Genomic DNA, 21369 nt, shown 5'->3' on the forward strand with positions numbered 1-21369 from the left:
GCTGTTTTCGTAAACCTTGCTGCTTAGGAAAAATTCGGCTGATTTCCGCTCCAGGATTCTCGCTTTCCTCTGGGCGGGCGGTGAGCCTTACAGAACAATCTATAATGAAAGAGCCTTTTAAAATTCCGCTTTTCCCCCATACAAAAAGCACCCTATAAAGCAGTCTTTTTTCAAAGTGTCTGCTCTATAGGGTACTTACATGAAGCACTTTTATCTTAAGAATGTTTGGAGATTAATTCAGATAAAGCTTCTTTTGGCTGGAAGCCGACAACTTTATCTACAACTTCTCCGTCTTTAAGCAAAATTAAAGTCGGGATGCTCATAACGCCGAACTTGCCAGCTGTTTCCTGGTTTTCGTCAACATCAAGCTTAACAATTTTAACTTTTTCTCCCATTTCTGAATCAAGTTCTTCAAGAACTGGAGCTATCATTTTACAAGGTCCGCACCATGGTGCCCAAAAATCAGCAAGAACTAGACCTTCGTTTGTTTCTGTAGAGAATGATTGATCTGTAACATGTGAAATAGCCATATTATTTAGCCTCCTAATTTTACGTTAATTACGCCCGCACCATAAGGATTACATAAAAAAATACATCAAAAAGCATGCTGGAAAGCGTCTGTTTCCCATTTCTTTGGGGACGCATTTATCCATTAACCAGCTTAATCGCACGAATGCATCTTGTTCATCTTTATGGAAGCGGCTCGGTTAAAACTTACAAACAGTATAACACCATAAATATATGAGATGCTATTAATTTGCTTCACTGCTCATTTTACCAAAATCAGCTGAAAATTATACGGAACCCCGCCTTAAAAAACTGCAGGCATTTGCGGTTTGCAAATGCCTTAAAGCAGTCTGTTTTTCTTATATATTATGCATTCACTTTAAGCTTCTTGAATTCTTCAGTCAGCAATGGAACAACTTCGAAAAGATCGCCTACTATGCCGTAATCCGCCACTTTAAAGATGTTTGCTTCAGGATCTTTATTGATCGCCACGATTACTTTAGAGTTGGACATACCAGCTAAATGCTGGATGGCACCGGATATTCCGCATGCGATATAAAGATCTGGAGTAACAACCTTTCCAGTCTGGCCGATTTGAAGAGAGTAATCGCAATAATCTGCATCACATGCTCCGCGGGAAGCCCCAACAGCACCGCCAAGCACATCTGCAAGCTCTTTAAGCGGCTCGAATCCGTCTTCACTTTTTACGCCGCGGCCTCCTGCAATAATTACTTTTGCTTCAGAAAGATCTACACCTTCACTGGCCTTTCTGACAACATCTTTAATGATGGTGCGCAGATCCTTGATTTCTGCCTGAAGGGCTGTAACCTCTCCTGAACGGGACTCATCTTTTTCAAGAGGGCTGATATTGTTCGGACGGATCGTTGCGAAAACTAGACCATCTGTAACGATTTTCTTTTCGAATGCTTTGCCTGAATAAATCGGGCGTGTGAATACCAGGTTTCCACCTGTTTCTTCCATGGATGTAACATCAGAAATCAGGCCTGAGTTCAGCTTTGAAGCAATCCTTGGAGCCAGGTCTTTCCCCAGTGCCGTGTGCCCGAAGAAAATACCTTCCGGGTTTTCAGCATCTATGACTGCAAGCAGGGCCTGAGAGTAGCCGTCAGATGTATATTGCTTCAGCTTTGCATCTTCTACTGCGACAACACGGTCAGCTCCATATTGAATCAATTCAGTTCCAAATGACTGTATTCCTTCACCAATCAAAACTCCTACCACTTCACCGCCGCCTGCAGCAAGCTTTGCTGCACCGACTGCTTCAAATGATACATTTCTTAAAGAACCATCACGTACTTCTCCCAACACGAGAACCTTTCTAGCCATTAATAAAACCTCCTGTGCATGATTATCGTTTTTATATAGGGTGGCGCCATTATTCTATTTAGGTCAGATAACTTTAGCTTCACTGCGGAGCAGCTTTACAAGCTCTGCAGCCTGTTCAGCAGCTTCTCCTTCAAGCACTCTGCCTGCTTCTTTTTTAGGAGGAAGGAAAATTTCAATTGTTTTCGTTTTTGCTTCAACATCATCTTCTTCAAGATCCAGATCATCCAGTTCCAATTCGTCCAAAGGCTTTTTCTTGGCCTTCATGATGCCCGGAAGAGAAGGATAGCGCGGCTCATTTAATCCCTGCTGTGCCGTAACCAAAAGAGGAAGCTTTGTTTCAATCACTTCAGAGTCGCCTTCCACGTCTCTTGTTACAGTGGCCGTTTCTCCGCTGATTTCAAGCTTAGTGATCGTTGTGATATAAGGAATATCCAGAATCTCAGCCACACGCGGACCTACCTGGCCTGTTGCCCCATCGATTGCAACATTTCCTGCAAGAATCAAGTCCGCTTCCTTGTCTTTCAGGAATTCGGCAAGAATTTTAGATGTTGTAAATTGATCGCCATTTTCTACGTCATCTTCTATGTTAATCAGTACAGCTTTATCGGCACCCATCGCCAAAGCTGTGCGAAGCTGCTTTTCTGCCTCTTCTCCGCCCACTGTTACAACAGTCACTTCGCCGCCCTGTGCGTCACGGACCTGAATCGCTTCTTCTACCGCATACTCATCATAAGGATTGATAATGAATTCTGCTCCATCTTCATTGATTTTGCCGCCTGAAAGAGTAATTTTTTCTTCTGTATCAAAAGTTCTTTTTAGTAATACATAAATATTCAAGTTGGTCCCTCCTAAATTTTTCTGTCAGTTTGGAAAATTGAGATATTTTTTTATAAGAATGGCTCCGCTTTCCCTGCTGGTTCTCACAAGCTTACTTCAGGAAGCGCCTGCTTAGTTCTGCAGCTGGCCATAATTCCAATGTTTATCTGCCTTTAAAAACGGCTTCTCTTTTTTCAATAAATGCGCTGATTCCTTCTTTGGCATCCTCTGAAACGAAAACCTCCCCGAAGGCTGCGGCTTCCTTTTCAACTCCCTTATGGAAGCTTTCAGACTTTGAATAATTTAGAAGTTCAATTGTTTTCTTAAGTGCAAGCGGGCTTTTTTTCGCAATTTTTTGAGCAAGCTCTTTTGCTTTCGGAAGCAGCTCTTCCTCCTGGTACGCATGGTTGGCCAGGCCAATCTGCACGGCTTCCCTGCCCGTAATCGGTTCACTTGTAAACAGCATCTCTGCCGCCCTTGCACTTCCTACATATCGGGGAAGCCTTTGCGTTCCGGCAAATCCCGGAATGAGTCCAAGCTGCAGCTCAGGAAGTCCAAGCTTCGCATTTTCCGTCACCAGCCGGATATGGCAGGACATCGCTAGTTCAAGCCCGCCGCCCAAAGCCGCGCCGTGAATGGCTGCAATGACAGGCTTTGAAAACTGCTCAATTCTTTCAAAAAGCTCTTGCCCTTTTGAGGATAGCGCGGAAAATTCCTCGCCGCTTGGAATGGAAGTGAATTCTTTAATATCTGCACCTGCAGAAAAGAATTTCCCTTCTCCGTGAATCAAAATGGCCCTGACTTCTCTAGTTTGTTCCAGTTCATCGAATAATCCGGACAGCTCAGTCAATACAGAAGAAGAAAGAGCATTGGCCGGCTTTTTCTGTATGGTGACATATGCAACAAAATTTTCTATCTGGTGTTTGATGAATTCCATTTTCTATTCCTCCCTAAAAGAATTGGTAAGCGCTTTCTAAAGCTTCCCTTATATGCAGACAGCGTACACTGTCTGCATATGCATATAAGGTTCAAACAATTGCTATGTAATGACACTTTGAGGCTATGGCTGCACTTTGCAGCCGCAGCCCCCGATCAATAGAGAGTGCACAGAATCGGCAAGCTCAGTCAGGGAATAATGCTGCTCATTCATGACCCAGGTTGTCGCTGTTTCATCAATAGTGCCGAAAATCATCTGCCTGGCAAGCTTCACACTCAGCTCCGGAAGGAACTCTCCATTTTCTTTACCTTCCCGGATAATCCTATCAATCACTGTCAAATATCCTCTTAAAACATCATTGATCCGCAAACGCAATTCTTTATTGGACTGTCTTAGCTCCAGCTGGGTTACAGTTGCTAAATGAACATCATCTGAAAGGATTTGAAAGTGTTTTTTTATTAAGACAAGCAGTTTTTCGGCAGAGCTTTTCTTTCCTCTTATCTCTTCTTCTATCTGTTCAACAAAGTATCCCATTTTTTCCTGAAATAAAGAAACGAGAATATCTTCCTTGTTCTTAAAGTAAAGATAAATGGTGCCGTCCGCCACACCTGCCTGCTTGGCAATTTTTGAAACCTGTGCCTGATGATAGCCGTTTTCTGCAATGATCACTACGGCAGCATCAATAATTTGTTTATATTTTGGTTTGTTGCGTTTCACTTGGCGTCCCCTTTCAGAGAGAAAATGAATGAATCATCATTCATATTTCCATCATAGAATGATGCCTCCAAACTGTCAAGAAAAAACATCTTAATAGTTTCATTTTATGGCCGGCATAGAGGTTTGTCCAGTTTTAATGCAAGAAAACGGGAAACTCCCGTATCACGGCAAGCATACTCAGGCATCTTTTTTTTCTTTAGCGATTTTTCTTTTTTCTTCGTCTACAAGCTCCCTGCGAAGGATCTTCCCTACAGCCGTTTTTGGCAGCTCTTTCCGGAATTCATAAATTCTCGGAATCTTGTAGGCCGCCAGATGCTTCCTTGTGAAGGCATCCAGTTCTTCTTCCGTTACCGATGCTCCTTCTTTTAAAACAATGTAAGCTTTCACTGTTTCTCCTCTATAGGGATGGGGCACACCTGCCACTGCAGCTTCCTGGATGCTTTCATGCTCATACAGCACTTCTTCAACTTCCCGCGGATAAATATTAAATCCTCCGGCGATGATCATGTCCTTTTTCCGGTCTGCCACATAAAAGAATCCCTGGTCGTCCATATAACCAAGATCGCCAGTCAAAAGCCAGCCATTCTTAAAAACTGCGGCTGTATCTTCCGGACGGTTCCAATACCCTTTCATTACCTGCGGCCCTTTTACGGCTATTTCCCCTATTTCCATGTTTTCAGCAGGCTCGCCTGTTTCAAGCGATAAAATCACGGCTTCAGTATCAGGCCATGGAACCCCTATGCTGCCTTTGACTCTTGGCTGATCCCACAAAAAGTTAGCGTGTGTAACAGGAGATGTTTCCGACAATCCGTAGCCTTCCACCAATTTCCCCCCGGTTACCTTCTCGAATTTCTCCTGGACTTCAACTGGCAGGGGAGCTGATCCGCTAATGCAAGAATCTATGGATGAAAGATCATACTTTTGAATGGATGGATGGTTCAGAAGGCCGATATAAATGGTCGGTGCCCCGGGAAACATTGTCGGGCGTTCCTTTTGAATCGTTTTCAGCGCCATTTCAGTATTGAATTTCGGAAGGAGAATCATTCTATATCCTTCCATTATGGATAAAATCATTACTGTCGTCATTCCATACACATGGAAAAACGGCAAAATCCCAAGCACGCTTTCTTCTCCGCGCCGGCATTTATACAGCCACGCTGAACACATTTTGGCATTGGCCAGCAGATTCCGGTGGGTCAGCATAACACCCTTTGGAAAACCGGTCGTCCCGCCTGTATACTGGATAAGTGCAAGATCTTCATCAATATCAATCGGAGCAGGCCTTTCACTTGGCACTTCCATCTTCATGATTTCTTTAAACAGATGGTGGCTGCCTGCATGTTCAACCTTAACTACAATTCCATGCTCTTTTTTCTGGATAAAAGGATAAGCGATATTTTTCGGGAAAGGCAAATAGTCCTTGATAGCGGTTACAATAATATGTTTCAAATCTGTCCTGCCAGCTATGGATGCGACTCTAGGAAATAAAAGATCCAGTGTAACGATGATTTTTGCTCCAGAATCCTTCATCTGATATTCCAGTTCTCTTTCCATATACTGAGGATTTGTCTGGACAACCGTGCCTCCCGCGAGCAGGATGCCAAAATAGCTGATTACAGCCTGCGGGGTATTTGGCAGCATAATCGCTACTCTATCCCCTTTTTGCAGTCCAATCTTTTTCAAATAAGATGCAAACTTTTGCGCTGACTGATGCACTTCTTTAAACGTCAGTTTTTTTCCCATAAATGAAATGGAGATCTTATCAGGAAATTCCTCCGCAGACTCATTTAATAAAGAATACAGCGGTTTTTCTTCGTACTCCAATGTATCAGGTATATGTTTCGGGTAGACCTTTGTCCATGGCTTATTGCTCATTTAAACCCTCCCCTTAATGACCGGGCTTATTTTTCTAATGGCCAGCTCGGCGGCAACCTCTTTCTATACGTGTTCCTGAATCATGCTAGCTATCTGCCTATCCCTTGCCGCATTATAAAACAGCCGGCAAACTAAATATTAAAAATTCTAACTTTTCCATTATATTATAATATACTCCGCAAAGAGTGACAATGAAATAAAAAGAGAAAGCGCCTTGTTCAGCTCGCGAAGCAAATAGGGTTATGGCCTTGGAAGGCGGGTTTTTCCTTCTGAGGTCATAACATCTTACAAGGAACGAAGGCTAAAACCTCTGCATCCTGCAGAAACGCCTTCATGACCTGCATCCTGCAGGCCTCAGCGAGCTAGGCGCTGAAGCTGGATTAAATAAAAAACGCAAGCTCCTGTTCAGCCTTGACTAGCATAAGACGCACGTTCGGGTATGGTGCAACTGTTTGCCTAAAACAGAGAAAAAGATTTTTATGGTTCTTCTTTTAGGTCAGAATTTTGATTTGGCTTGAATCAATGGGAATCTGGCTCGAATCGGGGTTGATTTGGCTCTAATGAAAGAGGATTTGGCTCTAATTAATGCGTAAATAGGTCCAATTATCCATTTAACTGGAAAATCAGATGCCCGATCCGTTCAGAAAAAAAAAATTAACAGTCTTTTTTCGAAATGATGATTCTGGAAATCCTTAATCGTGTTCTCTTTTGAAGCTGGATTGTTTGAAAACATGAAAAAAAGCCGTCTCCATTCAAGGAATAAGTTCGGCTTTTTTTACTTGCGCCTAACAAAAAATAGGCATGTTTTCAGCGTCTTCATCAACAGCTGTCTCTTCTTTGTCAGTATGCAATTTCGTGAAGCTATTTAGCAAAGTAAACCATATAAATGATGCCGAGTGCCAGGAACACTGCACAGCATCCGATCAGCACCTTTGCGAGTTTTTCCACCCAGCTTCTCCCCTTTGTCCATCTCTGCTTTTATTTCTATTTTGCTTATAGTTTTTTGCTTCAGGCAGACCCGCACAGCTTTTCGCTGAACTATTTAAACTCTACGACCGTGACGCCTGTCCCGCCTTCGCCTGCTTCTCCAAACCTTGATCTTTTGACAGAGCGGTGATTTTTCAAGTATTCCTGAACTCCCTGCCTTAAAGCGCCCGTTCCTTTTCCATGAATAATGGAAACGCGCGGATAGCCGGCAAGCAGTGCATCATCAATATACTTTTCAACCCTTGAAAGGGCGCTCTCGTATCTTTCGCCGCGCAAATCAAGTTCAAGGCTGACATGGTAATCTTTTCCTCTGACTGTCGCCAGCGGTTTTTTCTCTTTTTCTTTTGTGGCCTTAATGAATTGAAGATCAGATTCCTTTACCTTCATTTTCATGATTCCAATCTGGACCTGCCATTCATTGCCGGATGTTTTATCAATAAGATGGCCTTTTTGGTTAAAGCTGATTACTTTTACTTCATCACCTGGATGAAGCTCCCTCTTATCGCTTGCGGCGGCTGTTTTTGCTTTTGCTGTTTTCTTCACGGCAGGTGCTGCCTCATCAAGACGCTTTCTGGCTTCAATCAATTCATGTTCTTTAACATCCGCCTGCTTTTCAAGACGCATTTTTCTAAGATCGGAAATGATCGCTTCTGAATCTCTTTTTGCTTTTTCCACAAGCTCTGCTGCTTCGGCTGCTGCTTTTTGCATCATCTCATCTTTTTGTTCATAGTACTCCATGATTTCTTTTTGAAGATCTTTATGCAATTTTTCAGCCTGCTTAAGATAATCCGCTGCTTCAGCTTCTTCAGCCTCAGCCTGCCTTCTGCTGTCCTCGAGGGAAGCAATCATATTTTCCACCTGATTAGTGTCTTCCCCGACATGGCTTCTGGCATGGCTGATAACAGATTCATCAAGACCGAGGCGCTTAGAAATTTCAAAGGCATTGCTTCGTCCAGGTACGCCTATCAGCAATTTATATGTCGGACGAAGTGATTCTACATCGAATTCGACGCTTGCATTGATTACACCGTCACGGTCAAATCCATAAGCTTTCAGTTCTGGATAATGCGTAGTCGCAATCACTCTTGCACCCCGCTTGTACACTTCATCCAGAATGGAAATTGCTAGTGCGGCGCCCTCCTGGGGATCTGTACCGGCTCCAAGTTCATCAAACAGCACCAGGCTTTCGTGATCAACATGCTTAAGAATCTCCACGATATTCACCATATGGGATGAAAATGTGCTCAAGCTCTGTTCAATCGATTGCTCGTCCCCGATGTCTGCATAAACTGAGCGGAAAACAGCCGTTTCAGAGCCGTCAGCAGCCGGAATATGAAGGCCGGACTGTGCCATAAGCGTACAAAGCCCTAGCGTTTTAAGCGTGACTGTTTTACCGCCTGTATTGGGTCCGGTGATTACAATGGTGGTAAAATCCTCGCCCAGATAAATATCATTGGCCACTACCACATCCTCATCAATCAGCGGATGCTTGGCTCTGATCAGCTTAACACGTCCTTCATCATTCAGCTTCGGCTTGGAACCCTTTATGGCCTTGCCGAATCTTGCTTTTGCAATTATGAAATCAAGCTCAGCCAGAATCCTCACATTCACAAGCAGGTCATGTGTATGTTCACCTACAGCAAGGGATAATTCAACAAGAATTCGCTCAATTTCCTGCTGCTCCTTGACCCTGGTTTCCTGGATCACATTGTTTAGCTGAACAATAACTTGCGGTTCGATGAAAAGCGTCTGTCCTGATGAAGACTGGTCATGGATGATTCCTCCATATACGCTTCGGTACTCTTGCTTGACAGGAATAACAAACCTGTCGTTTCTGATTGTGACAATGGCATCTGAAAGCATTTTTGAAGCATTGGATGAACGTATCATGCTTTCAAGTTTATCGCGTACCCTGCTTTCGTTTGTGCGAAGCTGATTGCGGAGGGTGCGAAGCTTGTCGCTTGCTGAGTCGATGACTTCTCCGTGCTCACCGATGGCATAATTGATTTCCTGCTGCAGATTGCCTAGTGGCATTATATTTTTTATATATTCTCCCAGATGCGGAAGTTCGTGTTCATCTTCTTCCAGCTCTTCGAAAAAGCGTGTCAAAATGCGGCCGGCACGGATCGTGGATGATATTTCCATCAGCTCCATCGGGCTCAGCATGCCTCCAATTTGTGCGCGCTTTGCGTGTGGCCGGATATCAAAGATTCCGCCGAGAGGCACATTTCCTTTCAGACGGATTACATTGGCCGCTTCATCCGTTTCCTCCTGCCACTTCAAAACCTCTGTAAAATCAGCAGAAGGCATGAGCTGTTCAGCCTTTTCCTTGCCGATTGAGGATGAAGCAAATGTCAGGAGTTGGCTTTTTATTTTATCGAATTCCAGCGTTTTTAAAGCTTTAGCATGCATGAAGCAAGTATCCTCCTCTTGGAACATGTTAGTAGATCTTCGCTTTAATCGTTCCTTTTTAAAAATGAGAGCAAACCATCTGGATCCATAGCATTCAAGACGGATGTCTTTTTAATCCAGCCTTTTATTGCAGAAGAAACGCCAATCGGCATATCCTCCAGCATATCAATACTGTGGGCATCCGTATTGATGACAATCGTTACCCCTGCTTCCTGCGCCTTTTTTAAGTTTGGGGCAGCAAGGTCAAGACGATTTGGGTTGGCATTAAGCTCAAGTGCCGTATTTGTTTTAGCTGCAATCTCGATCAGCATGTCCATATCCACGTCATAGCCATCGCGTTTACCTATCAGTCTGCCCGTAGGATGAGCAATAATATCGACATGCGGATTTTCAAGAGCATTTTTCAGGCGATCCATTATTTTATCCTGGCTTTGTGAAAAGCTTGAATGTATCGACGCAATCACCAGGTCCATCTCAGCAAGCAGTTCATCATCATAATCCAGTGAACCGTCTGGAAGGATATCCATTTCAATTCCAGACAAGATCGTTATGTCATCATATTTTTCATTCAGCTCATGAATGATTTTCTTTTGTTCTCTGAGTCGCTCTGAAGTAAGGCCGTTTGCGACCTTCAGATATTGAGAATGATCCGTGATTGCCATATATTTATAGCCTTTGGCCCTGCACGCCTCAATCATTTCCTCGATTGTATATGCTCCATCACTCCATGTGGTGTGCATATGAAGATCTCCCAAGATGTCTGAGGAGCCAATTAATGGCTCATCCGCATTATTGTGATCCACTTCTGTCCCGTCTTCACGAAGTTCAGGAGGAATGAACGGCAAGCCAAAATGCTGATAGAATTCTTCTTCAGATTGAAAAGACAGCACTTCCCCTGTCTCATCGATTTCCACGCCATACTCGCTGATTTTTTCGCCGCGTTCCTTTGCCAGCTGCCTCATCCGGACGTTATGGTCCTTTGAACCTGTAAAATGGTGCAGAGTGGTAATGAATTCATTGTCTTTTACTATTCTGAAATCCACCGATACATCATATTCATAATCCAATACAACAGAAACCTTGGTATTCCCAGCAGCGATCACCTGCTTAATCCCAGAAAGGGAGAGGAGCTGCTCTTTTATTTCATCAGGTTTATCCGAGCTGATGATAAAATCAAGATCCTTGATGGTTTCCCGCATTCTCCTCAAGCTCCCTGCTTTCGAAAAGCGGATGATATGATCCATATTTTCAAGAGCAGCTTCAATATCCCCTGCAATTGGCATCATAAATGCCAGCGGAAGCCGGTCTGGCCTTTTTCCGGCATCTTCAATAGCAGCAAGGATTTTCTCCTCGGTCTTTTTTCCAAAACCGGCCAGATCACGCACTCTTCCTTCTTCACAGACCCGCTTCAGATCATGTACATCATTAACCTGGAGTTCTTTATGAAGCTTCGCGATTTTCTTTCCTCCGAGCCCCTGCAGCTGCAGAAGGGGAATTAATCCTTTTGGCACTTCCTCCTGAAGCTCCATCAGCACAGAAGATTTTCCTTCTTTAATAAATTCTTCGATAACAGCTGCCGTGCCTTTTCCAATTCCGTTCAGCTTAGTGAAGTCTTCTATATCTGACAAGCTTCTGTCATCCGTCTCCAGGGCTCCGGCCGCTTTTCTGAAGGCAGAAACCTTGAACGGATTTTCTCCTTTTAGCTCCATATATGTTGCAATTCGTTCGAGTAATTTTATGCAGTCTTTTTTATTGATTGTCATCTGAATTCACCTGCCAGATTTAGTATTAATATATATTCATATCCTTAGGCCGGACGTAATAATCTCCGTTCAGCCTAAGGCCCTTTTTGCCTTTAATAGTTATGATGGTTCCCATTCTTAAAGATACATGGCTTCACCCTAAAGCACAACTATTCTGAAATGGCCAGACAGCAAAACTGCAGCGCAGAATTAGCCTCTTACGGGATTTACAGACAGAAAAGGCCTGTTTTCCCGGGCTTCCAGCTCGCCTTATAAAGGATTGCTTTGGAGGCTGCGGGGCCACAGGACCTTACGCTTATACTTTTACATATTGAAACCACAAATCCTTCACTGTCTTTGAGAGGATTGGTGTGTCTTTTACTATAGCCTTTGCCATAAAGGAGTCATTCAGCGGTCCCTGAATGGTATCCACTGGCAGAAGCGCGGCTATATATAATAGGATAAACATGATAAAATATACTTCAGCTAAACCAAAGATTCCCCCGCCCCAGCTATTCAGCTGCCTTAAGATCGGCAAGTGGGAAATGAAGTCAAGCATCGACCCCAAAAGCTGCCATAAAATCTTGACAGCGAAGAAGATGATTGCAAAGGCGATGGCATTATAATAGGCTCCATCAAGTCCGGCGCCATCAAAAAACATTTTCAGACTAGATGTATTTCCTAGAGACGGATATGGAATCCATAGCTTCAGCTTCGGTGCCAGCTCGTCATAATAGGCATACGCAGCTATGAAGGCAACAACAAAGCCTGTAAGATGGATCAGCTGTAAAATAAGGCCTCTCCTTAATCCGATAAAAAATCCGATTACAAGAATGGCTATAATGGCCAAGTCTACCATGCACTCAGTCCTTTTCTTTCTGTAATTCCAGTTTAAGCTGGTCTATTTGATCTTTTAATTTCAGATAATCATGTATCGCGTTCACCGCTGTAAGCACGGCAAGCTTGCTTGTATCCAGTGATGGATTCTTCATGCTTATTTCTCTCATGCTATCATCAACCATGGATGCGACCAGGCGGATATGGCCGGTGCTCTCCGCACCCATGATGGTATATTGCTGTCCGTATATATCAACCGTTGTTCTGTTTTTTCTATCGTCCGGCACAATAATGCCCCCATTCTAAAGAATCCTACCTCATACTATAACATGAAGTTTTTCGTCGTGAAAGAGAGAGGACAGCCAATTCAGCCGTTAAAACGTTTTTTTTGTAAATTTACGGAAAAGAATTTAAAAAAAGGAGTCAATTTAACATGGCAAATGTCGTTTTATTAGTAAATCCTTCTGTGATGAACGAAATGGAAAAACATTATTCCGCGTCGATCATTGAAAAGAAACCTCCAGGCAGCATCTTTTCTGCCAAGCCGTCGCAGTGCACCATTACTGCCTACAAGTCTGGAAAAGTATTATTCCAAGGTTCGAATGCCGAGTTTGAATCAGGAAAATGGAGTGCTAACATCCCATCAGCTGCGGGCAAACCAGCTCCGTCCAGTTCCAATCCTGCCAAGCACAAATATTCCCCGCCGCCCGGCATCGGGCAAATGTCGATAGTAGGATCTGATGAAGTCGGGACTGGCGATTATTTTGGCCCCATCACTGTTGTAGCTGTTTATGCAAAAAAAGAGCAGCTTGGGCTTTTGAAAGAAATGGGTGTGCAGGACTCTAAAAACCTGAAAGATAAGCAGATCATGGAAATCGCATCACAAATCAGGCACGTTGTTCCATTCTCGCTTGTCACATGCGAGAATCCTAAATACAATGCAATGCAGGCACAAGGCATGTCACAGGGTAAAATAAAAGCCCTTCTGCATAACGCTGCAATCAAGCATGTGTTAAATAAAATTCCGGAAAAGCCCGAAGGAATTCTAATCGACCAGTTTGCCCAGCCTGGTGTATTTTTCAATTACTTAAAAGGACAGCAGCTTTTTGAATCGGATTCCATTTATTTAAGCACAAAAGCAGAAGGCATCCATCTCAGTGTGGCAGCAGCCTCTATTCTGGCGCGATTCGCCTTTATCAGGCATATTGAAAAGCTCAGCGAAAAAGCAGGCTTCACAATCCCTAAAGGTGCAGGCCCTGCAGTGGACGAAGCTGCAGCAAGGCTAATCCGCGAAAAAGGCATAGACGCACTCAATGAATTCACCAAAACCCACTTCGCCAACACAGAAAAAGCCAAACGCCTATATCAGAAAAAATATAAATAAAAATGCGCAAAGTGGAACAAAGACTAATAACGCCGCGTCCTGCGGCAACGTCTTTGTGACCCCCATCTGGGGGCCTTCGATTTGCATAAGACGCGCAAGAATAGAAGGCTCTCTTTGCCTTCAATTCTTGCGTGGCTTATGACTCGAGAGGCTAGGCGCTGAAGCTGGATTACATAAAAAGCGCAAGCGCCTTGATCAGCCCCCGAAGCAAATAGGGTTTCGGATATGGAAGGCGCTCTTTGCCTTCTGTGGCCGAAACATCTTTCAATGATCGAAGGCTAAGTGCTCTGCATCCTGCAGAAACGCCTTCATGACCTGCATCCTGCAGGCCTCAGGGGGCTAGGCGCTGGAGCTGGATTACATAAAAAGCGCAAGCGCCTTTATGACCCCTATCCTGGGGGCCTAAGCAGAAGAAAGCAGTCTGGCATTTGGCCAGACTGCTTTTTCTGAAGTTTTTGTTATCCTCTTAATTCTGCTCCGAATTGCTCTTTAACTGCTGAAAGCACTTTTTCATGCGCTTTTGTTACATCTTCGTCAGTCAGTGTGCGTTCAGGATCAAAATATTTCAGAGAATATGCGAGCGATTTTTTCCCTGGCTCCATACGCTCTCCTTCGTATAAGTCAAACACATTTACTTCTTTGAGCAATTTTCCGCCTGCCTTGGCAATGGCTTGCTGAATATCCCCGGCTGCTGTTTCGCTGTCACAGACAAGAGCGATGTCGCGTGTAATGGAAGGGAAACGCGGAATCATGCTGTATGAAACAGGAGTTCCCGAAGCTTCTGCCAGAGCTTTGAAGGAAAGTTCAAATACATAGGTTTCTTTCAAATCGAGCTCTTTTTGAAGAGTCGGATGGACCTGGCCCACAAAGCCGATGACTTCTTCATTTAACAGTACCTGAGCAGTCCTGCCCGGATGCATGTCGGCAATTTCAGCTTGCTTGAAGGAAATTTGCCCTTCCAATCCAAGTGCAGCAAACGCTGTTTCCAGAATACCTTTTGCAACATAGAAATCAGCTGGCTTCTTTTCGCCCTGCCATGGATTTGATTCCCAAAGCCCTGTAATGGCACCGGCTAAATGTTCTCTTTCCTCAGGAAGATCTTCTCCCTCTTTCTTCAGGAAGACAGAGCCAATTTCATATAAAGCCAATGAGTCGTTTTGTCTGGCACTATTATATTTCAATACTTCAAGTAGCTGCGGAACGATGCTTAAGCGAAGCTGGCTGCGCTCCTCGCTCATCGGCATGGCGAGCCTGATGGACTCTCTTTTGGAAAGGGCAAACTGCGCTGATTTCTCTTCGCTGGTCAAGGAATACGTTACAGCCTGGTATAGTCCTGCACCTTCAAGGACACGGCGCATCATGCGGCGTTTAAGCTGATAATCTGTCAGGCCTCCAGGAGCAGAAGCTGAAACCGGCAAGGTAGTCGGAAGATAATCATAGCCATAAAGACGGGCAACTTCCTCTATTAAATCTGCTTCAATTGTGATATCACCGCGGCGGGTCGGGACAGTCACGGTAAAGGTGCCATTGTCTTCAGACACTTGGAATTGTAGTCTTTCAAAAATGGATACTACCTCTGATGCCTGAAGCTCAGTTCCAAGCAGGCTGTTGATTTTTTGCAGGGTAATGCTAACAACAGCCGGTTCAGCTGTTAATGTATCATGCTCTACTGAGCCTGCCAGAACTGTTCCATTTGCATATTGGGCTATTAATCCGGCCGCTCTTTCAGCAGCCTGCCGCACTCTTTCGGGATCGACCCCTTTTTCAAAACGTGCACTTGCTTCACTGCGCAATGAATGGTCCTTGGACGTTTTCCTTACCACTGCACCTGAAAAATAAGCAGATTCAAGAATGACAGTAACCGTATCATTTTTAACCTCTGAATTAGCTCCGCCCATCACACCTGCAATGGCAACTGGTTCTTTTCCGTTGGTAATAACAAGGTGATCAGGTGTCAGCGTTCTTTCAGCATCATCCAATGTCACGATTTTTTCTCCATCATGTGCGCGCCTTACGATAATTTCCTTTGATCCAAGACGGTCATAATCAAATGCGTGCAAAGGCTGGCCGTATTCAAGCAAAATGTAATTCGTGATATCTACCACATTGTTGTGGGGACGGATTCCGCTGGCCATCAAACGGCCTTGAAGCCATAAAGGCGACGGCCCTACTTTTACATTTTTAATAATTTTTGCCACATATAGAGGGTTATCTTCAGGTGCTTCTACCTGAACAGTAAGCAAGCCGCTTGCTTTTTCATCGGTTTCTTCAGCAGAAATCTCCGGCCATTTTACTTCACGGCCAAGAATGGCAGCCACTTCATAGGCGACTCCAATCATACTTAGGCAATCAGACCTGTTCGGTGTAAGTCCAAGTTCTAGTACCGCATCATCCAGTCCAAGGTATTCCAATGCATTTTCGCCGACTTTTACATCATTCGGAAATACATAGATGCCTGTAGCATAATCCTTGCTGATTAACTTGGATTCAATGCCCAGCTCCTGAAGCGAGCAAATCATGCCATTTGATTCTTCTCCGCGCAGCTTGGCTTTTTTTATTTTGAAATTCCCAGGCAAAACCGCTCCGACAGTAGCAACTGCCACCTTTTGCCCTTTATCAACATTGGGGGCGCCGCAGATAATCTGAATCGGATTTTCTCCGCCGACATCCACCTGGCATTTATTTAATTTATCTGCATTGGGATGCTGTTCTTTTTCAAGGACATGGCCGATGACAACACCTGAAATACCTTCACTCTTTTTTTCTACACCTTCAACTTCAATGCCGCTTTTTGTGATTTTTTCAGCAAGCTCATCAGGAGTGATTCCGGATAAATCCACATAATCCTGCAGCCATTTATATGATACAAACATGATTTTCCTCCTCAGAAATGTTTTAGCTCAAATATTAGTATCCATAGCAGCGCTTAGGATTCGAATTGTTCAAATTGCTTTAGGAAACGGATATCATTTGTATAGAAGTGGCGGATATCATCAATACCATATTTCAGCATGGCGATTCGCTCTGGTCCCATACCGAATGCAAAACCAGAATATTTTTCAGGATCAAAGCCGGCCATCTCCAGCACATTCGGATGCACGATACCTGCTCCAAGGATTTCAATCCAGCCTGTTCCCTTGCAGACACTGCAGCCTTTTCCGCCGCAGATTTTGCAGGAAATGTCCATTTCCACTGATGGCTCAGTGAACGGGAAGAAGCTTGGGCGCAGGCGGATTTCCCGGTCCTGGCCGAACATTTTCTTGGCAAAAACTTCAAGTGTTCCCTTAAGGTCGCTCATGCGGATATTTTCATCAATCACAAGGCCTTCAATCTGCATGAACTGGTGAGAGTGTGTGGCATCGTCATTGTCCCTGCGGTATACCTTTCCTGGACAGATGATTTTAACCGGGCCTTTTCCTTTGTGCTTCTCCATCGTTCTTGCCTGTACAGGGGATGTATGGGTACGCATTAAAATTTCTTCTGTAATATAGAAGGAATCCTGCATATCGCGAGCGGGATGGCCTTTAGGCAAATTAAGCGCCTCAAAGTTGTAGTAATCTGTTTCTACTTCAGGTCCTTCCGCAACGGTATAGCCCATTCCGATGAAAAGATCTTCTATTTCTTCAATGACTTTTGTGAGCGGGTGATGGCTTCCTTTTTTGACAGGGCGTCCTGGCAATGTGACATCAATTTTTTCAGCTGCCAGCTTTTCGTTCACAGCTGCTGTTTCAAGTGCCTGCTGCTTTTCCTCGATCTTCTGTGCAATAGCTTCACGTACTACATTGGCAAGTGCGCCAACTTTCGGGCGTTCTTCCGCAGAGAGCTTGCCCATTCCGCGCAATACCTCTGTAATGGGTCCTTTTTTACCTAAATAAGCAACTCGGATATCATTTAATTCCTTTAATTCAGAAGCATTCACAACCTTTTGAAGTGCTTCCTCCTGAAGTTCCTGGAGACGTTCTTGCATGGTTTTTCCTCCTTTTATTTCTTAAATATGGGTATGTAGCACTTGCTTGCAATTTTTATGAAGGATGACAAACTTTTGGAATGCAAAAAAACCCCATCCCAGAAAGGGACGAGGTTTATGTATTCGCGGTACCACCCTTATTAGCGCCAATACTAACGGCGCTCACTTGACAAAGATAACGGCTTTTCACCGATGCATCATTCAACCCTTGGATTATCCCGATGCCGACTCGAGAGCTGAAATTTCACACTGGCAGTCCCATAAAATGCTTTCAGTCAAGGCATTTATCCCTGTAATGGCTTTCCGGTGCTACTTGTCTCCGTCATAGTCTTTCAATTTTTCAATTTGTTATATATTATATTATAATTCCGCTTTGTATTCAAATCGAATTATATTATTGCTTACGAAGGGCATACATTAAAATCGCTGATGCTACGCCCACATTCAGGGATTCGCTTTTTCCGTAAATAGGAATATATAAATTTTGCGTGGTTTTTTTCAGCAGATCCTTATTGACACCCTGCCCCTCGTTGCCGACCAGAATGGCAAAAGAATCCGATTTATCTGCCGTTTCATAAGAAACTGCCCCTTCTAATGCGGTGCCGTAAACCGGGATGCCGCGCTCCTGAAGCCCGGCTATTGCTTCAGAAAGATCTCCCTTCATGATTGGCATATGAAATAAACTTCCCTGTGTCGACCGTATCACTTTAGGATGATAAAGATCTGCACAGCCTTCGCCGAGTATGACCATATCCATTCCTGCAGCATCTGCTGTCCGGATCATAGTTCCAATGTTGCCCGGATCCTGCACGGCATCAATGAGGAGGATTTTTTCAGGATTCATTTCCTCGAGATTCCATGGCTTCTGCTCGCAAACGGCAATGATTCCCTGCGGAGTTTCCATATCAGAAATAGCCTTCATTACGTCTTCGCTTACATATGTAACATCAGTGCCTTCCAATTTAAAGGAAACAGGAAGCTCTTTTTCCTTTGAAAGAATGACTTCCGTTACAACGTCAGTTTCTTTTAATGCCTCTTCCACTAAGTGAAAACCTTCAATTATATACTTTCCCGTCTTATCCCGCTCTTTTTTGCCTAAAAGCTTTTTCCATTGCTTTACCTTCGGATTTTTTGCTGATTCTATAAAATTCAAGGCAAATTGCCTCCTCTTTTTTCAATGATTGTCCTATTATAACGCAATTAGCATACATAATGCATGCACCATTGTGAAAAACTATGTCCGTGAGTAATCATGATTTAAGGGAGGATTGACAATGAATTTAAACCTTCGAAATGCGATTATCCACAACGTAAGCGGCAACTCGCAGGATCAGCTGCAGGATACAATCGTCGATGCCATCCAAAATGGTGAAGAAAAGATGCTTCCTGGTCTTGGCGTACTGTTCGAAGTCATTTGGCAAAATGCCTCAAATGAGGAAAAAAGCGAAATGCTTCAAACGCTGGAAAGCGGATTAAAAAAGCAATAGCCGGGTATCCGGCTATTGCTTTTTTTCCTTTTGTCCCGCGCAATTGGCGGCAGATTAGTCCGCCTTCTTAGGGCTTCCTGCCAGTTCATTTAAACCTCATAAATGATCGGTATTGATCCTATTTTTAAAAAGGTCATCATGAACGATTGGATTATCATCAGAATCCATCTGAACATCTTCTTCTGGATCCAGTTTCTCCTTATAATGCGCTTCCTCAGACTTTTTCTTTTCTATTTCCAATTCTTTATCACGTATGCTTTTTGTTTTTGAACGGCTGCCGCTGTCATCATCGCCATCCTTGCCAATCGCAGTGAAAGCATTTGTATTGAGGCGGCCGCTTCCAGCCACAAGATTCTGCTCCGTTCCAGTTGTGCTATGCACTTCAGGGGAACCAGGCTCTTTGCGGGAACCAGAATGTGCATTGTCCAGTTCTGCCGTAGCTGCCGGGTTAGGGAAAATATTTGGATCCGGATTTTCCGTAACTCCTGTTTCAATGGAACCTTCAGGACTCCGTCCATTCTCTCTTGAAGAATGGACGGAGTTTACGAGAAGGTCATCTTGATTATCCTCCTTATCCACCAGCACGAGCAGTTTGCCTTCATCAACATCACTCACATACGCTGAAATTTCACGATCCGACAGATCACTGTTTCCCAATTGGTCTTTGAGGTCAAATGTGCCTTCATTTGTCAGGAATCTCATGACTTTATCCATAAATGTATCATCATAGGTATCTTCATCAGTTGTAATGGTTTTTACATCTGTCTTTTCGGTTGAGCCGAAAAAATCCAGCCTATCTTCCTTATCGGCTACAATTGTAATATCCCCGCTGTCATAGCCCTTTGCCTTTAAAATATTAATTGCTCCCTGCACCTCTGAACTGCTGTCAAAAATCCCGAAAACACTTTTCACCATAGTAACTCCTCCTCTGCTTCCATTTTTCCGTATAGTATTAACTATCTATACCCGCACTATAATTCTGTAAACAAAAAAAGCGAAAGCGCCTTGGTAGCGGAACAAAGACTAAGGACGCCGCGTCCTGCGGCAGCGTCTTCGTGACCCCCGACCTGGGGGCCCCCGACCTGCAAAAGGCGCATATGAAAAGAAGGTCCTCTTTGCTTTCAGTTCTTATGTGGCTTACGACCTTGAGAGGCTAGGCGGTGAATTCCGAAGATGGGCAGCGCAGCTATAAAAAAACAGGCCCCTTTTAAAAAAGGAACCTGCTGTAACACGGATGTTTCACTTTATTCGTAAATGATTTTGTCTACTGTTTCACGGTCAAGGCGCTTGATTACTTCAACAATCAGCTTGACGGCATTTTCGTAATCATCGCGGTGAAGCATCGCTGCATGGGAATGGATGTAACGTGTTGCGATGGTAATAGCCAGAGCCGGCACACCGTTGGCAGTCAAGTGAATGGAGCCGGCATCTGTTCCCCCGCCTGGAATGGATTCATACTGATATGGGATGTTCAGCTCATCCGCTGTATCTGTCACAAGCTCACGCAAGCCTTTATGAGAGACCATGGATGCATCATAAATTACAATTTGCGGGCCTTTTCCCATTTTGCTTAATGCTTCGCGCTCAGAAATCCCCGGCGTATCGCCCGCAATGCCTACATCAACTGCAAAACCGATATCAGGCTGAATTTTAAATGTGGAGGTTTTCGCGCCCCGAAGACCTATTTCCTCCTGGACGGCTCCCACGCCGTATACTACGTTAGGATGATCGCTTCCGTCGAGCTGCTTAAGCACATCAATGGCAATCGCACAGCCAATGCGATTATCCCAAGCTTTAGCAAGAAGGAGCTTTTCATTATTCATGACTGTGAACTCGAAGTATGGAACAACCATATCTCCAGGTCTTACTCCCCAAGACTGTGCTTCTTCTTTGCTGGATGCTCCGATATCAATGAACATATCTTTAATTTCAACCGGCTTTTTTCTTGCTTCAGCACTTAAAATGTGAGGAGGCTTAGAACCGATAATTCCTGTTACCTCTCCATTGCGGGTAACGATTGTGACCCGCTGTGCAAGCATCACCTGTGACCACCAGCCACCAACAGGCTGAAAGCGAAGAAAGCCCTTATCATCAATCTGGGTAATCATAAAGCCTACTTCATCAAGATGGCCGGTCACCACGATTTTCGGTCCATCTTCTTTACCTGTTTTTCTGGCAATTAAACTGCCTAATCCGTCAGAGGTAACTTCATCTGCAAACGGAGCTATGTATTCTTTCATGACTTTCCTTACTTCACTTTCATTTCCTGGAATGCCTTTAGCGTCAGTAAGATCTTTCAGCATGGTTAGAGTTTCATCTAATTTCACCATCAAAAAGTCCCCCCCTTTTTCTTATGT

At 44.1% G+C, this 21369-nt stretch carries 17 protein-coding genes and 1 other annotated feature; of the genes, 2 read left to right on the forward strand and 15 right to left on the reverse strand.

Annotated features, from left to right (window positions below; all coding sequences use genetic code 11):
* Positions 1–215: 215 nt before the first annotated feature.
* The 10 genes from trxA to zapA form a co-directional block, all read right to left on the reverse strand.
* On the reverse strand, positions 216–530 hold the full coding sequence (gene trxA, locus ACN6MY_RS20770; protein ID WP_419881867.1) for a thioredoxin: 315 nt from the start codon (positions 528–530) through the stop codon (positions 216–218).
* Positions 531–873: 343 nt separating this feature from the next.
* Positions 874–1851 (reverse strand): electron transfer flavoprotein subunit alpha/FixB family protein, encoded by a 978-nt coding sequence (locus ACN6MY_RS20775; protein WP_419881868.1) that lies wholly within the window; start codon positions 1849–1851, stop codon positions 874–876.
* Between the two features lie 63 nt (positions 1852–1914).
* Entirely contained in the window at positions 1915–2688 is a 774-nt protein-coding gene (locus tag ACN6MY_RS20780; protein WP_419881869.1) for an electron transfer flavoprotein subunit beta/FixA family protein, read from the reverse strand.
* A gap of 142 nt (positions 2689–2830) precedes the next feature.
* On the reverse strand, positions 2831–3604 hold the full coding sequence (locus ACN6MY_RS20785; protein WP_419881870.1) for an enoyl-CoA hydratase: 774 nt from the start codon (positions 3602–3604) through the stop codon (positions 2831–2833).
* 123 nt (positions 3605–3727) lie between these two features.
* Positions 3728–4321, reverse strand: coding sequence for a TetR/AcrR family transcriptional regulator (locus ACN6MY_RS20790; protein ID WP_419881871.1), 594 nt, complete (start codon positions 4319–4321; stop codon positions 3728–3730).
* Between the two features lie 177 nt (positions 4322–4498).
* Positions 4499–6196 (reverse strand): AMP-binding protein, encoded by a 1698-nt coding sequence (locus ACN6MY_RS20795; RefSeq protein WP_419881872.1) that lies wholly within the window; start codon positions 6194–6196, stop codon positions 4499–4501.
* Between the two features lie 1038 nt (positions 6197–7234).
* Positions 7235–9595: an endonuclease MutS2 gene (locus tag ACN6MY_RS20800; RefSeq protein WP_419881873.1), complete on the reverse strand. Its 2361-nt coding sequence runs from the start codon at positions 9593–9595 to the stop codon at positions 7235–7237.
* Positions 9596–9639: 44 nt separating this feature from the next.
* Positions 9640–11358, reverse strand: coding sequence for a DNA polymerase/3'-5' exonuclease PolX (gene polX, locus ACN6MY_RS20805; RefSeq protein ID WP_419881874.1), 1719 nt, complete (start codon positions 11356–11358; stop codon positions 9640–9642).
* A gap of 295 nt (positions 11359–11653) precedes the next feature.
* Positions 11654–12196, reverse strand: a complete 543-nt coding sequence (locus tag ACN6MY_RS20810) for a CvpA family protein (RefSeq protein WP_419881875.1) — start codon at positions 12194–12196, stop codon at positions 11654–11656.
* Positions 12197–12200: 4 nt separating this feature from the next.
* The gene (gene zapA / locus ACN6MY_RS20815) at positions 12201–12461 is read right to left on the reverse strand and encodes a cell division protein ZapA (RefSeq protein WP_090989702.1); all 261 of its coding nucleotides are present in this window, start codon (positions 12459–12461) and stop codon (positions 12201–12203) included.
* A gap of 146 nt (positions 12462–12607) precedes the next feature.
* Here zapA and rnhC point away from each other — a divergent pair, with 146 nt between their 5' ends.
* On the forward strand, positions 12608–13558 hold the full coding sequence (gene rnhC, locus ACN6MY_RS20820) for a ribonuclease HIII (protein WP_419881876.1): 951 nt from the start codon (positions 12608–12610) through the stop codon (positions 13556–13558).
* A gap of 458 nt (positions 13559–14016) precedes the next feature.
* On the opposite strand, the gene pheT is transcribed toward rnhC, so the two are convergent.
* From pheT to ACN6MY_RS20835, 3 genes are all read right to left on the reverse strand, one after another.
* The gene (gene pheT / locus ACN6MY_RS20825) at positions 14017–16431 is read right to left on the reverse strand and encodes a phenylalanine--tRNA ligase subunit beta (protein ID WP_419881877.1); all 2415 of its coding nucleotides are present in this window, start codon (positions 16429–16431) and stop codon (positions 14017–14019) included.
* A 53-nt stretch (positions 16432–16484) separates the two neighbouring features.
* Positions 16485–17525, reverse strand: coding sequence for a phenylalanine--tRNA ligase subunit alpha (pheS, locus tag ACN6MY_RS20830; protein ID WP_419881878.1), 1041 nt, complete (start codon positions 17523–17525; stop codon positions 16485–16487).
* A 101-nt stretch (positions 17526–17626) separates the two neighbouring features.
* Positions 17627–17860 (reverse strand) — a binding site (T-box leader).
* Between the two features lie 59 nt (positions 17861–17919).
* Positions 17920–18678 (reverse strand): TrmH family RNA methyltransferase, encoded by a 759-nt coding sequence (locus tag ACN6MY_RS20835; protein ID WP_419881879.1) that lies wholly within the window; start codon positions 18676–18678, stop codon positions 17920–17922.
* Between the two features lie 121 nt (positions 18679–18799).
* On the opposite strand from ACN6MY_RS20835, the gene sspI reads away from it, so the two are divergent.
* Positions 18800–19012, forward strand: a complete 213-nt coding sequence (gene sspI / locus ACN6MY_RS20840) for a small acid-soluble spore protein SspI (protein ID WP_090989707.1) — start codon at positions 18800–18802, stop codon at positions 19010–19012.
* A 96-nt stretch (positions 19013–19108) separates the two neighbouring features.
* Here sspI and ACN6MY_RS20845 read toward each other — a convergent pair whose 3' ends face one another.
* A complete protein-coding gene (locus tag ACN6MY_RS20845) occupies positions 19109–19927 on the reverse strand; it encodes a general stress protein (protein ID WP_419881880.1) in 819 nt (272 codons plus the stop codon).
* A gap of 329 nt (positions 19928–20256) precedes the next feature.
* Positions 20257–21342 (reverse strand): M42 family metallopeptidase, encoded by a 1086-nt coding sequence (locus ACN6MY_RS20850; RefSeq protein WP_419884239.1) that lies wholly within the window; start codon positions 21340–21342, stop codon positions 20257–20259.
* Positions 21343–21369: the final 27 nt, after the last annotated feature.

The sequence above is a fragment of the Peribacillus sp. B-H-3 genome, assembly GCF_048572925.1.
Taxonomy (GTDB): Bacteria; Bacillota; Bacilli; order Bacillales; family DSM-1321; genus Peribacillus.

Bases quoted from the DNA above. Each gene is read 5' to 3' on its own strand.
- ACN6MY_RS20850 (WP_419884239.1), bottom strand. From the start codon at position 21,342: ATGGTGAAATTAGATGAAACTCTAACCATGCTGAAAGATCTTACTGAC.
- ACN6MY_RS20800 (WP_419881873.1), bottom strand. From the start codon at position 9,595: ATGCATGCTAAAGCTTTAAAAACGCTGGAATTCGATAAAATAAAAAGC.
- ACN6MY_RS20810 (WP_419881875.1), bottom strand. From the start codon at position 12,196: ATGGTAGACTTGGCCATTATAGCCATTCTTGTAATCGGATTTTTTATC.
- pheT (WP_419881877.1), bottom strand. From the start codon at position 16,431: ATGTTTGTATCATATAAATGGCTGCAGGATTATGTGGATTTATCCGGA.
- ACN6MY_RS20775 (WP_419881868.1), bottom strand. From the start codon at position 1,851: ATGGCTAGAAAGGTTCTCGTGTTGGGAGAAGTACGTGATGGTTCTTTA.
- polX (WP_419881874.1), bottom strand. From the start codon at position 11,358: ATGACAATCAATAAAAAAGACTGCATAAAATTACTCGAACGAATTGCA.
- rnhC (WP_419881876.1), top strand. From the start codon at position 12,608: ATGGCAAATGTCGTTTTATTAGTAAATCCTTCTGTGATGAACGAAATG.
- pheS (WP_419881878.1), bottom strand. From the start codon at position 17,525: ATGCAAGAACGTCTCCAGGAACTTCAGGAGGAAGCACTTCAAAAGGTT.
- ACN6MY_RS20795 (WP_419881872.1), bottom strand. From the start codon at position 6,196: ATGAGCAATAAGCCATGGACAAAGGTCTACCCGAAACATATACCTGAT.
- trxA (WP_419881867.1), bottom strand. From the start codon at position 530: ATGGCTATTTCACATGTTACAGATCAATCATTCTCTACAGAAACAAAC.
- sspI (WP_090989707.1), top strand. From the start codon at position 18,800: ATGAATTTAAACCTTCGAAATGCGATTATCCACAACGTAAGCGGCAAC.
- ACN6MY_RS20845 (WP_419881880.1), bottom strand. From the start codon at position 19,927: ATGGTGAAAAGTGTTTTCGGGATTTTTGACAGCAGTTCAGAGGTGCAG.
- ACN6MY_RS20785 (WP_419881870.1), bottom strand. From the start codon at position 3,604: ATGGAATTCATCAAACACCAGATAGAAAATTTTGTTGCATATGTCACC.